This window comes from Marinobacter halophilus (assembly GCF_003007685.1).
Taxonomy (GTDB): domain Bacteria; phylum Pseudomonadota; class Gammaproteobacteria; order Pseudomonadales; family Oleiphilaceae; genus Marinobacter; species Marinobacter halophilus.
The window spans coordinates 180266-192891 of the sequence record NZ_PXNN01000017.1; the positions used below are offsets into that span (position 1 = coordinate 180266).

Below are 12626 nucleotides of genomic sequence, written 5' to 3' on the forward strand. Positions count from 1 at the left end.
TACGTCCGGAGTACGAAGGGCGAGGGCGAGCCTTCCAAAACACGCTGTGGATACGTCCCTGTACGCTCTGCTTCGCCATCCATGGCTTCGCAAGGTTTTGGAAAGCTCGCCCTCACCCTTCTAGTCAGACTTTCCGGCTGGATTCTAAATTGCCTTCAGTGTTCAGGATTTGGCGTGATCCAGCACGATTTTTCCTGACGACTCCCCTTTCAAAAACGCCTTCAGGGCACTGTCCAGTTCGCTGCGACTGATATCTTTTGCTGACGCTTCTGTGTTCGGGCACTTCCAGTCACCTGACAGCTTTTCCCAGACCCTCTTTTTGTCCGCCAGCGGGATTTCGACCGAGTCGACGCCCAGCAGGTTGACGCCACGCAGGATGAACGGCAGTACCGTGGTGTTCAGTGGTACGCCGGCGACCAGGCCGCAGATGGAGACGGAGCCGCCGGGAAGTACCTGTTTGAGGAGTTCGGCCAGGGGTATGCCACCTACGGTGTCGACGGCGTTGGCAAAAACCGGTTTGAGCATGGGCTTTTTGTCTTCGCTCAGGGCTTCGCGGCCGAGGACTTCCTTGGCACCCAGTGCTTTCAGGGCGTCGGCGTGGTCAGCTTTGCCGCTTATGGCGACGACGTCAAAGCCCAGGTTCGCGAGGATTTCGACGGCAACACTGCCGACAGCGCCACTGGCGCCGGTGACGGCGACTTTGCCCTGCTCTGGCTTGGCGCCCATGGTCAGCAGTTTCTGGACGCACAAGCCGGCGGTGAGGCCGGCAGTGCCGTAAATCATGGCTGTGCGGCTGTCCCAACCTTCGGGCATGGGCACACACCAGGTCGCCGGTACGCGGATGTATTCGCCAAAACCACCCGGGGTGTTCATGCCGAGGTCATAGCCAGTAACGATCACTTTGCTGCCAACGGCAGGCTGACCTGTGGCCGACTCACTGACCACGCCCGCAGCATCAATGCCGGGCGTGTGCGGAAAAGCGCGAGTAACGCCTTTGTTACCGGAGGCAGACAGAGCGTCTTTATAGTTGAGAGAGGAATGGCTCACCCAGACCAACACCTCGCCTTCTGGCAAATCTTTGGTGCTCAGAAGAGTTTCGCAACCTTCGTACTCGCCATTTTGTTCGTCAACTTGCCATGCCATGTAGTCGGTATTCTTGGTCATGCTGCACTCCATTTTTTATTGGGTTCAAGCCAAGCCGCAGGTCAGGCCTACTGGATTTTCTGATTACGGAACGTGCTGAGCACTTTCCAGACAGTATGCTCAAGCGCTGCACTGGTAGCGAGCCCGAGTTTTTCCGGCAGGGTCCTCTTGCGCTGGAACGTTACCGAGATTACGTCGCCGCGCTCGCAGGCTTCAATGAGATATTCGTCGGAGGTTTTAATCTCGTCAATCAAGTTAACCTCAAGTGCCCGCGTGCCGAACCAGATGTCACCCGTGGCGATGGCCTGTATGTCGAGGCTGGGGCGGCGTTCGCTGACGTATTCTTTGAACAGGACGTGTGTATCTTCAAGGTCTTCCAGGAATTTCTGGCGACCTTTTTCGGTGTTTTCACCAAACACCGTCAGGGTACGCTTGTGTTCGCCTGCGGTGAGCACTTCAAAGTCGACACTGTTTTTCTGAAGCAACCGGTGGAAATTGGGAAGTTGGGCGACAACACCAATGGAGCCCAGCACGGCAAAAGGCGACGCGATGATTTTGTCAGCGACGCAGGCCATCATGTAACCACCACTGGCGGCAACCTTGTCGACGCAGGCGGTCAACGACACGCCTTTGCTGCGAATACGGTCGAGTTGCGCGGAGGCCAGGCCATAGGCGTGTACGAGGCCACCGCCGCTTTCCAGACGAACCACCACTTCGTCTTTGCCCGGGTTGGCAACACTGAGCACGGCCGATACGGCCCGGCGCAGGGTATCTGTATCGCTGGCCTTGATATCGCCATCAAAGTCGAGGACATAGATCCGGGGCTTTGCTTCTTTATCAGGCTCGCTGTGCTTCTCGTTTTTGGCGGCCTTCTTCTCGGCTTTTGCTTCTTTTTTCTTGTGCTTCAGCCAGGCCTTGTGCTCAGCATCAGACATCAGCGTGGACTGAATGGACTCTTTCAGTCTCCGGTACTGATCATTGAGTTTTCGGATTTTCAGTTCACCGTCGCCATCGTGATCTTCCCGATCGCGCTGGGTTACCGAGAAGATTATTGAGACCAGAATGATGGCAGCCACCGCGAAGGTCACTACTTTGGCGAGGAAAAGTCCGTATTCGATAAGAAATTCCAAAATGCAGTCTCCAGACGTCTTTGCAAAGCAATGAGTGTACCCCCTAGCAGAGGGTGTGATAAGTACAAAAAGAATTAAAACAAGCGTTCGATCAAGCTTGACAGAGCCCGGTTCTGACCATAAAGTCGAATGGCGAGGTTGGCGCTGCCCGGGCTGTTATACAGTCTTTTCAGGCTCGGGATTTAAATCGTCACCATGACAAGACAACCATCAAAAGGGTAAGACAATGGCTGTAGCTCAGGTATTTGAAAAACTCGAACAGAATTTCAACGCAGACGCCGCTCAAGGCCTGGATCTGGTTTTTCAGTTCGATATCGAAGACGACAAAACCTACCACCTCGTGATCAACGATGGCACTTGCAAGCTGCACGAAGGCCCTAACGACGATCCTTCTGTTACCCTGATCATGAACTCTGAAACATTGCAGGGCATTGTATCCGGCGAAACCGACGGCATGCAGGCGTTCATGGCTGGTCAGCTGCGCGCCGAAGGTGACATGATGCTGGCGACCAAGCTGGGTGAACTGTTCAAGATGGGCTAACCCCCACTCTGAACCGGTCATAAAAAAACCTGCGCATCGTCGCAGGTTTTTTTATGAGGCGATCAACACTGAATGCGAAAGGTTAAAGCCCGACATCATCCAGAGACGACTCAGCCAGATTAAGAAGATCCGTGTTACGATCTTCCCGACGACCGATGCTCTCGATGTAGTATTCCAGCGAGGTCAACGCGTCGGCCAACGCCTCAAGCACCTGTGATGCTGGCGCCTCTCTGGCATCCAGCAGCTTAACCTGAATGGATGAAGCTACACGGGCAATGACATTCGCAGCCTGGGGATCGTCTACCATTTGCAGCCCGCCCCAAATACTTCTCAGGGTAGTAGGCAGGTTAGCCAGGTGCAGCTTGTCGAAGTCTGATTCTATAAACGCGGTAATGGCACGCTTGGCCAGCGTCAACGCACTCCGTGCTTCGTCGGCCACTACCCAGATGGCTTCCTGCAGATAGATCGATTCGCTGCGATTACGCTCAGTGCCCGCCAACGCATCGGTTTCGGAAGTAATGCCCCGGGTAACAATCTGCATAACGGCATCTTCAACACCCAATACCGAGTCGGCCAGACGAAACAGCTCCTCTTCCGCGGGCAGACGTTTTTCCTCTTCCCATTGGCGCAGTTTTGTCGCTTCTTCCCGGGCAATCCCCGCCAGACGGTTCAGGTCCAGCATAACCAGCGTGTTCGCTAAACGCTCCAGCGCGTCGGCAATGGACGCCAGTTCAGCAAGATCAGGCTCAATGCCACGCTCGATAATATCGAGTTTGTCCTTGAGTTGATTCAGCTCTTCCTGAAGTGCTTCCGACAGGGATTTCAGAACATCCGTTCCGGGGCCATACAAACGGCGGGAATGTGCTTCCAACAGCGCATCCGGAAATTCAGACGGTGCCAGACGGTACGCAGACAACACCTTTGTCACTTCCGGATTGCCGGAACCGCTGCAGTAAAGAAGATGAATCAGGTCTTTGATCAGCGAATCGGGGGCATCCTTGGTGGTCGCAACCTTGCCGACGTAAACCAGTTCACGGGCGTACTTTTCAACTCGCATCAACAGACGTTTGCGAGCTTTGTTAAAGCCCATGGTCCGATCCTGCATGGTATCTGCGGCGATGGCCAGCAAACACCACATCTGCCCCATCGGAGCACCCTGACACAATCGGGCAAAACCACGAGACGCTCTTGCCACCAGCTTCTTGCTGACAATTTCGTTGCGTTCACGGAGTATCCCGAGCAAGGCAACCTGGAACGTCAGGCGCATGCGACGGGCAAGAATTTCATATTCGGTATCACCGTCCTCAAGTGGCTTCAGAGACAAGCCAGAGCAGAAGTCGGGACGTTCCTTAACGTCGACTTCAAAAAAACAGGACTCAGGGTAGGGTTTTTCCCGGCGAGCCTCCCGCAGATCGTTGATCACCGGCAGTAACAGCTCCGGATGATCCTCTCTTTGCTGATGGTAGTACTCGACGTAGCGACGCAAGATAAACAGGGCGCTGTTCAGCGTGGTCAGGAGGATGTTCTTGTCGTCGTTGGCACCGACCGGCACATCGTTGGCAAGGCTAACGGCCTCCTGACACAACAGTGTGCCACCGCGCAACTCGACCAGAATAAAGATGCCCCGCAGCTGGTTGATGTAATCAACGCAGTTCTGCAGGTCTTCCCCACTCTCACGGTTTTCCTGAAAGCGTTCAAGGCTGGATTCTGCCTGTTTGATGGTCTGCTCGATCTCACTTTTGACCAGATCAAACGACTGCGATTTCGTCGCAAGAGACGACTGAACCATAAACGCTTCCTGTTACATTGCGGAAACTACCGCATCCTGTTCATGAACGGTGACCGGAATATCGCTGGCCAGCTGTTTTTTCAAGGGCCATGCACCCTAACCGGCCTAGTTGCTGATCGCGTAAAACTGGCGAACTAATCATTACTTATAACATAAAACTCAAGTACCTCAAGAAAGCCAGACTGTAACAAATGGTACAGCCTGACGTGGTTCTCATTCCGGTTACTGCAATTTACTCCACACGGTTTCACCAGCCTGCTTCTGCATCCTGGCCATTAGCTCATCGTGGGCACTGATCTCTGCTTCGCTGGCCCGAATCACCGTCAGCGGTGATCGCTCCCGGCTGATCCGCCGGATTCCGCCCGCACTACCGTCTTCACCAGCGTTCGCATCCAGCGATAACGCCGTCTGGCCACCGGTCATCAGCAAATAGACATCGGCCAGAATCTCCGCATCCAGCAGTGCGCCGTGCAGGTCCCGGTTGCTGTTGTCTACGCCATAACGTTTACACAGCGCATCGAGATTATTTTTCTGGCCGGGGTGCTTGGCCCGGGCGATCGCCAAAGTATCGACAATGCCACAGTGCTCCGCGGTTTTACGGGCCGGCTTCAGGCGCGCAAACTCTGAATCCATAAAGCCCACGTCGAATGCTGCATTATGGATAACCAGCTCTGCCCCTTTGATAAATTCAAAGAATTCATCAGCGACCTGTGCAAATCGCGGTTTGTCGGTCAGGAACTCATTAGTGATCCCATGAATGGTGATGGCCTCAGCTTCGACTTCGCGCTCAGGGTTGATATAGACGTGGTAATTACGCCCCGTCAGCTCCCGCTCAATCACCTCAACACAACCAATTTCGATGATCCGGTGGCCGTCTCTCGGATCGATACCCGTGGTTTCAGTATCCAGTACAATCTGTCTCATGACCTCGTGCTCTCTGTGTTAGCCGTAACGTGTAACCGCTCTCGCAATCAGGCTCAGGACAGTTCCGCAACACCCTGGTTTGCCAGCTCATCGGCGAGATCATTATCCGGGTTTCCGGAATGCCCTTTCACCCAGTGCCAGCTCACCGTGTGGCGTGCAGTTTCGGTGTCCAGCTCTTGCCATAAATCCGCATTCTTGACTGGCTTTTTCGCCGAATTCTTCCAACCATTTCGCTTCCAGCCCGCCAGCCACTCGGTGATGCCTTTGCGGACATACTGGGAGTCCGTGTACAGCTCAACCTCACAAGGCCGGGTGAGCGCCCTTAACCCCCGGATAGCCGCCATCAATTCCATGCGGTTATTCGTGGTCTGTTGCTCTCCGCCATGCAACTTCCTGCAAGCGCCGCCATATCGCATCACCACGCCCCAGCCGCCCCGTCCCGGATTGCCTTTGCAGGCACCATCTGTGTAGATCACTACTTTGTCAGCCATCCGTTCTCCTGCTGTTTTCAATGCTTATCAATGTTGTCGGGCGCCTTGTTCGTGCAACCTCTGGAGGCGCCTACTGCACCCGGAAAATGCATGACCTTGGTCTTGCGCCAAGATGCTCTCGTGCGAATTGGCGAATACGTTTTCTTGCGCGCAAGGATACAGTAATAAGCGCCGACCGGGACGAAGTGCCCATTCTGGTTGAGTAACCGATGGTTTCTGGTGGTGTAGCCTTCTGCCCTCTGAACAGGCAGTGTGCAGAAGTGCGTGCATGAACTTTCCAGATGGAAACCTAATAGCCGCAGCCAGTCTTCCATCCGGGACCGCATCAGGAATCGACCGCCCCAGGGGCCTTGCTGATGGCGCGACACCAGGCGCCGGATTCCCCAAAGACTCAACGGATTAAAACCAATCAGGGCAATTCGCCCCTCCCCGCGAAGCACCCGGGCAGATTCCCGCAACACCTGGTGCGGGTCGGGAGAAAAATCCGCTGCGTGATGCAGGATCACCAGATCCATGCATTCACCGGGAAATGGCAACTCGTCAGCATCACACACCGCGACGCCGTCTGGCATGTTCGGCTGCCAGCACGGTGAGGTGATGATCTTTTGCACGAAATCCGCGCCACTCGCCAATGGTAGCCGGTGACTGAGCCCCACCTGCAATTGACGGGCCCCGGCCAGCCCTTCAAACGAATGATCCAGAACCCGGCGCTGACTCGCCAACAAAGACCGCCCCAGCGGGGTTTGAAACCAGCGTTCAAAGCTTTCATGCCGCCGTGAATAGTCAACAGGTACTGAGGCTTTCACCTTATTAACCTCCATCATCTAAATGTTCCCTGAGCCACCGCCAGCTCCTGGCTCCGAACGAACCTTGGGATAGACACGGCGTTGCTTTATCATAACAGGCACATTCATTGAACACATGGTGTCATCATGTTCAATATCAGAGCCATTCCCGCGTTTTCCGACAACTACATCTGGTGTCTGGCAGACCAGGAATCCGGAAAAGCACTGATCGTCGACCCTGGCCAGGCCCAACCCGTTCAGGATCACCTTGAGCAACATCAGTTATCGCTCGACACCATCCTGGTCACCCATCACCACCCCGATCACACCGGTGGTGTCGCTGCGCTCTTGAAAGCCTTCCCGCAAGCCCGGGTAACCGGTCCTGCCGACTCTCCTTTCAAGGGCGTGACCAATCAGACCCACCCCGGCGATGAGGTCGTCTGGCAAGGCCTGACTTTTGAGGTCATGGCTGTGCCCGGCCATACGCTGGATCACGTTGCCTACTACTGCAACACGCCTGTAAACGACCGCCCGGTACTGTTTTGTGGCGACACATTGTTTGTGTGTGGCTGCGGTCGCCTGTTCGAAGGAAAGCCGGAGCAAATGCGCCAATCGTTGGCGTCGTTGCGCGCCCTGCCGGATCAGACCGCCGTTTATTGCGCACATGAGTACACCCTCGCCAATTTGCGATTTGCCCGGAGCTGGCTCCCAAACGACGCTGAACTGGCGCGGTTTGAACAGGACTGCATCGCCAGGCGTGACCGTGGCGAAGCCACCGTACCCTCCACCATTGCTGCAGAAAACGCCCTGAACCCTTTCCTGAGATGGGACGATCCCGCCGTGATCGAGGCCGCCAAACGCTACGCGACGGAAATCGGTTTACCCTGCGATTCGGAAAGCTCAGTCTTTGCCGCCATTCGCCATGGTAAGGACCACTTCTGAGCGGCAATAGGTGTCTTATTAACATTTCTTGTCACAGCCGTAACATCAGCTGTATTGACCCCCGGAAAAGGGCTCTCATAGAATCCGATTCTGATATCGACCGTAAACTGTTAAATGTGCCGGATTTTTAGTCACACTCGGCCCTTACCCGGAAGCTCCCTTTATGTCGGTCAAACGATTGTCTTACGCGCTGGTTGCCAGCACTTTACTCGCAGGCTGCAGCACCAGCCAGGTCCTGGAAAACTGGCACTCGCCGTCGGCGTGGTTCGGCGATGACCAGAACAATACTGAACGCAATCCTCTAAATTCTGATGAGGTGGTGGTCGCCCGGGGTGATGAAGATCTGAAAAAATCGGTTGCGGCAGGTAACGGCAAAAAGGCCGGCGAAGCACCCCTGGATGACGCCATAGCACCAGAGCTTCGCAAACAGGCTCGGGAAGCTCGTGAAACACTCGACAGCCCTCGCGACGGACAGAACCTGGCAGAATCCGGCGATGATCTTTGGCACCGGTTAAGAGCCGGCTTCGAGTTGGATCATTCGGTCAGCAACGCAAGGGTGCAAGCCCAGCTCGACTGGTATGCCCGTAATCCCCGCTACATAGACCGAGTGGTGGAGCGGGGCTCGCGTTACCTCCACTATATTCTTGAAGAAACGGAAAAGCGCGGTCTGCCCAACGAATTGGCTCTGCTGCCCATCGTTGAAAGCGCCTTTGATCCATTTGCCTATTCCCATGGCCGCGCCGCCGGCTTATGGCAGTTCATTCCCTCAACTGGCAAATATTTCGGTCTGACCCAAAGCTGGTGGCACGATGATCGCCGAGACGTAATCGCTGCAACCGATGCAGCCCTGACCTACCTCGACCGCCTCGCCAACCGTTTTGATGGTGATTACACCTTGGCACTGGCTGCTTACAACGCCGGCGGCGGCACCGTGTCCAGTTCCATGCGCCGGAACCGCAACGCCGGGAAGCCAACCGATTTCTGGTCACTCAGCCTGCCTACAGAAACCCGGCACTACGTGCCCAAACTGATTGCACTGGCGAAAATTTTCGACGACCCAGACGCTTATGGCATTGAGCTTCCAGCATTGAAAAACGAACCGTTCTTTGCGGTGGTCGACACCGGGTCCCAGCTCGACCTGGCTCAAGCCGCAGCGTTGGCCGACATCGAGATCAATGACATTTATCTGCTGAATCCTTCCTACAACCGATGGGCCACCAACCCGGATGGCCCGCACCGTTTATTGGTTCCGATCGAGAAAGCTGACGCTTTCCGCACGGCACTGGCGGATTTCCCTGCCGATCAACGAGTGTCCTGGCAAAATTACCGGGTACAGGGTGGCGATAGCCTGAACACTATTGCCCGTAAATTCTCCACCACCCCGTCGGTAATTCAGCAGGTCAACAAACTCAACACGGATCTGATCCGGATCGGGCAACAGTTATTGATCCCGTCAGCGACCAAAGGCTCGAATGCGTATGCGCTGAGCCAGTCCCAACGGCTGCAACGCACTCAGGAGCGGAAGCGCGACGGCAACAAGGTCGACTACACCGTTCGCCGGGGAGACACCTTCTGGGACATCGCCCGTGAACACCGAGTGTCTGTGCGCGAAGTCGCCGGCTGGAACGGCATGGCGCCGGGCGATCCACTGATTCCCGGCAAACAACTGGTAATCTGGTCCAAAACCGCCCAGCCCACCATGGTGGCGAGCAATCAACGTAATAACGCGATGGTGCGCAAAGTGGGTTACCGCGTTCGCCAGGGCGACTCACTGTCTGCCATTGCCAACCGGTTTGCAGTGAATGTGCGGGACATCGCATCATGGAACGATCTTAATACCAGCCGTTATCTGCAACCCGGCCAAAGTCTGGTACTCTACGTGGACATAAGAAACAGCCCATAACGTGCGAGAACCATGACAAAAACACGGAAAGCACCGCGCCTGGCTCTGTCTGGACTGATTACGTCCCTGGCCTTGCTGGCTACCCCATTGAGTGTTGCAGACGATCACCAGAGCGACGGGCTCCAGCCCGTCCATGGGATCGCCATGCACGGCGAGCTGAAATACCCTCAGAATTTCAGCCATTTCGATTACGTCAACCCGGAGGCTCCCAAGGGAGGCACGTTAAAGCTATCGGTGGTTTCCAACGGCTTTGACAGCTTCAACCCCTTCGTGATCCGGGGCGTCGCAGCTGCGGGTGTCAGTGCCTATGTCTACGACACGCTGATGGAATCTTCCGCTGATGAGCCTTTCTCAGAGTACGGGCTGATCGCTGAAAGCGCCGAAATTCCGGATGACCGGCGCTCGGTGATTTTCAATCTTCGGAAACAGGCGCAGTTTCAGGACGGCACCCCGATTACCGCCGAAGACGTAGAGTTTTCCTACCGTATTCTGACTACCGAAGGCCACCCGTTTTACCGTAATTACTACGCAGACATCAGTAACGTCACCATTGAGAACAGCCACCGAATCCGCTTCGATTTCGGCGACACCGACAATCGCGAACTGCCGCTGATTCTCGGGCAGATGCCGATCCTTCCGGCTCACTACTGGCAGGACAAAGAGTTTGACCGCAGCGGTCTGGACACCCCGGTCGGCAGCGGCCCTTATCGAATCGCCGACTATGACGCCGGCCGCTCGGTCAACTATGAACGCGTTGCCGATTACTGGGCAAAAGACCTTCCCGTTCGCAAAGGCCGCTTCAACTTCGACCGCATCCAGTACGAGTACTACAACGACGACACCGTGGCGCTGGAAGCCTTCAAAGCGGGAAATTTCGATTTCCGCCAGGAAACCTCTGCCAAGAACTGGGCAACGGCCTACACCGGTCGACGCTTCGAAGACGGAAGCATTGAGCGTGAGGCCATCGCACATCAACGCCCGAGTGGAATGCAGGGTTTTGTGTTCAATACCCGCAAGGCCGTCTTCAGTGATCCCAAGGTTCGGCAAGCCCTGGCCTATGGTTTTGATTTCCAGTGGGCCAACCGCAACCTGTTCTTCGATCAGTACACCCGGACCAACAGTTACTTTGAGAACAGCGAGCTGGCATCGTCTGGCTTGCCTCAAGGCGCCGAACTGAAAATCCTTGAGCCTTTCAGGAACCAGCTCGATCCAGACGTTTTCACCACCGAATACGCACCCCCCGACACCGCGGGCGAACGCACCATGCGCGACAACCTTCGTGACGCCATGGCGCTGCTCAAAGCTGCCGGCTACAGCATCCGCAACGGCAAAATGGTGAATGACGAGACCGGTGCGCCACTCGCTTTTGAAGTTCTGCTGTTTCAGAAAAGTTTTGAACGGGTAGTCCTGCCCTTCGCCAGAAACCTTGAGCGCCTGGGCATTGATGTCACCGTTCGTCTTGTTGACAGTAATCAGTATATCCAGCGTGTACGCAGTTTCGATTTCGACATGATCACTCAGGTGCTGCCGCAGTCTGATTCACCCGGCAATGAGCAACGCGAATACTGGCATTCCAGCACCGCAGAGATTGCCGGCTCCAGGAACTTTATGGGGGTTCGCCATCCGGTGGTGGATCAATTAGTGGAGATGGTGATTCAAGCGCCGGATCGGGACCAACTGGTGCACCGGGTTCGGGCACTGGATCGGGTGCTGCTGCACAACCATTACGTGATCCCACACTGGCACCTGACCAAAGACCGGGTTGCCTATTGGAACCATCTGCAGCGACCGGAGGTCACACCGAAGAATGGCATCGACCTCAATAACTGGTGGGTCAAACCCTGATCAGTCGATCTAACCCCAACGCTGTCATGAAAGGACTCTTCCGGTAAATGGGCATCTACATTCTCAGGCGGCTTGCACTGATCATCCCCACGCTGGTGGGGATCATGTTGCTCAACTTCGTAATTGTTCAGGCGGCACCCGGTGGGCCAGTTGAGCAGTTTATCGCCCAAATGGAAGGCCATGGCAGCAGTGCCCTGGCCCGGGCCGGTGGCGGCGATATGGGTGGCGAAGTGGTTACCAGTTCCGGTGATAGCCGGGGTTCCCGCGGTTTACCGCCGGAACTGCTGAAAGAAATCGAGGTGATGTACGGCTTCGACAAACCCGCCCATGAACGCTTCCTGAAAATGCTCAAGGACTACGCCACCTTTGACTTTGGTGAGTCGTTCTTCCGTGACCGCACGGTGGTTGAGCTGATCATCGACAAGATGCCGGTATCCATCTCGCTCGGGCTCTGGTCTACCCTGATCATCTACCTGATTTCGATTCCGCTGGGGATCCGCAAAGGCATCAGTGACGGCTCCCGGTTTGATGTCTGGACCAGTTCCGCCATTGTCGTGGGTTATGCGATTCCCGGGTTTCTGTTTGCGATCCTGCTGATCGTATTGTTCGCGGGGGGAAGCTATTTTGACTGGTTTCCGCTGCGAGGCCTGACTTCACCGAATTTCGACGAGATGACCTGGCTTCAGAAGATTGGCGATTATTTCTGGCACCTGGCTCTGCCGGTGACCGCCAACGTGATCGGTGGTTTTGCCACGCTGACCCTGCTCACCAAGAACTCGTTTCTGGACGAAATCGGCAAACAGTACGTCGTGACCGCAAGGGCCAAAGGCCTTGAAGAAAAGCAGGTGCTCTACGGCCACGTCTTCCGAAATGCCATGCTGATCGTGATCGCCAGTATGCCCGGCGTGCTGGTGTCGCTGTTCTTTACCGGGTCTCTGTTGATCGAGGTTATTTTCTCGCTGGACGGGCTGGGACTGCTGGGATTTGAAGCCGCGCTCAACCGTGATTACCCGGTGATCTTCGGCACTCTCTTTATTTTTACCCTGATGGGGCTGGTGCTGAAGCTGGTTAGCGACATCACCTATGTGCTGGTGGATCCCCGCATCGATTTTGAAAGCCGGGAGGGCGCGTAA

General features: G+C 55.5%; 10 protein-coding genes and 1 pseudogene. 5 read left to right on the top strand and 6 right to left on the bottom strand.

Annotated elements, in window-relative coordinates; genetic code table 11:
• Positions 1 to 162: 162 nt before the first annotated feature.
• Together C7H08_RS14735 and sohB are read right to left on the bottom strand one after the other, a co-directional pair.
• A complete protein-coding gene (locus C7H08_RS14735; RefSeq protein WP_106673003.1) occupies positions 163 to 1164 on the bottom strand; it encodes a YhdH/YhfP family quinone oxidoreductase in 1002 nt (333 codons plus the stop codon).
• Positions 1165 to 1211: 47 nt separating this feature from the next.
• Complete coding sequence (sohB, locus tag C7H08_RS14740; RefSeq protein WP_106673004.1) at positions 1212 to 2273, bottom strand: protease SohB; 1062 nt, start codon at positions 2271 to 2273, stop codon at positions 1212 to 1214.
• A 226-nt stretch (positions 2274 to 2499) separates the two neighbouring features.
• Between sohB and C7H08_RS14745 the strand changes: the two genes are divergently transcribed.
• Entirely contained in the window at positions 2500 to 2814 is a 315-nt protein-coding gene (locus C7H08_RS14745) for an SCP2 sterol-binding domain-containing protein (RefSeq protein ID WP_106673005.1), read from the top strand.
• 82 nt (positions 2815 to 2896) lie between these two features.
• On the opposite strand, the gene C7H08_RS14750 is transcribed toward C7H08_RS14745, so the two are convergent.
• From C7H08_RS14750 to C7H08_RS14765, 4 genes and pseudogenes are all read right to left on the bottom strand, one after another.
• Positions 2897 to 4603, bottom strand: coding sequence for a FimL-related protein (locus C7H08_RS14750; RefSeq protein ID WP_106673006.1), 1707 nt, complete (start codon positions 4601 to 4603; stop codon positions 2897 to 2899).
• Positions 4604 to 4825: 222 nt separating this feature from the next.
• Positions 4826 to 5533 (bottom strand): annotated as a pseudogene (gene dnaQ / locus C7H08_RS14755) (DNA polymerase III subunit epsilon); the annotation flags it as partial.
• A 47-nt stretch (positions 5534 to 5580) separates the two neighbouring features.
• Positions 5581 to 6018 carry a ribonuclease HI gene (gene rnhA / locus C7H08_RS14760; protein ID WP_106673008.1) on the bottom strand — a complete coding sequence of 146 codons (438 nt, stop codon included), beginning with the start codon at positions 6016 to 6018 and terminating at the stop codon, positions 5581 to 5583.
• Between the two features lie 17 nt (positions 6019 to 6035).
• The gene (locus tag C7H08_RS14765; RefSeq protein ID WP_373284928.1) at positions 6036 to 6824 is read right to left on the bottom strand and encodes a class I SAM-dependent methyltransferase; all 789 of its coding nucleotides are present in this window, start codon (positions 6822 to 6824) and stop codon (positions 6036 to 6038) included.
• A gap of 126 nt (positions 6825 to 6950) precedes the next feature.
• Between C7H08_RS14765 and gloB the strand changes: the two genes are divergently transcribed.
• From gloB to C7H08_RS14785, 4 genes are all read left to right on the top strand, one after another.
• The gene (gene gloB / locus C7H08_RS14770; protein ID WP_106673009.1) at positions 6951 to 7745 is read left to right on the top strand and encodes a hydroxyacylglutathione hydrolase; all 795 of its coding nucleotides are present in this window, start codon (positions 6951 to 6953) and stop codon (positions 7743 to 7745) included.
• 163 nt (positions 7746 to 7908) lie between these two features.
• Complete coding sequence (locus C7H08_RS14775) at positions 7909 to 9648, top strand: LysM peptidoglycan-binding domain-containing protein (RefSeq protein ID WP_106673010.1); 1740 nt, start codon at positions 7909 to 7911, stop codon at positions 9646 to 9648.
• A gap of 12 nt (positions 9649 to 9660) precedes the next feature.
• Positions 9661 to 11493, top strand: a complete 1833-nt coding sequence (locus C7H08_RS14780; RefSeq protein WP_106673011.1) for an extracellular solute-binding protein — start codon at positions 9661 to 9663, stop codon at positions 11491 to 11493.
• Positions 11494 to 11540: 47 nt separating this feature from the next.
• The gene (locus C7H08_RS14785) at positions 11541 to 12626 is read left to right on the top strand and encodes a microcin C ABC transporter permease YejB (RefSeq protein ID WP_106673012.1); all 1086 of its coding nucleotides are present in this window, start codon (positions 11541 to 11543) and stop codon (positions 12624 to 12626) included.

Coding starts and splice junctions, on each gene's coding strand:
- rnhA (WP_106673008.1), bottom strand. CDS start 6,018: ATGGCTGACAAAGTAGTGATCTACACAGATGGTGCCTGCAAAGGCAAT.
- C7H08_RS14775 (WP_106673010.1), top strand. CDS start 7,909: ATGTCGGTCAAACGATTGTCTTACGCGCTGGTTGCCAGCACTTTACTC.
- C7H08_RS14750 (WP_106673006.1), bottom strand. CDS start 4,603: ATGGTTCAGTCGTCTCTTGCGACGAAATCGCAGTCGTTTGATCTGGTC.
- C7H08_RS14745 (WP_106673005.1), top strand. CDS start 2,500: ATGGCTGTAGCTCAGGTATTTGAAAAACTCGAACAGAATTTCAACGCA.
- gloB (WP_106673009.1), top strand. CDS start 6,951: ATGTTCAATATCAGAGCCATTCCCGCGTTTTCCGACAACTACATCTGG.
- C7H08_RS14785 (WP_106673012.1), top strand. CDS start 11,541: ATGGGCATCTACATTCTCAGGCGGCTTGCACTGATCATCCCCACGCTG.
- C7H08_RS14735 (WP_106673003.1), bottom strand. CDS start 1,164: ATGACCAAGAATACCGACTACATGGCATGGCAAGTTGACGAACAAAAT.
- C7H08_RS14780 (WP_106673011.1), top strand. CDS start 9,661: ATGACAAAAACACGGAAAGCACCGCGCCTGGCTCTGTCTGGACTGATT.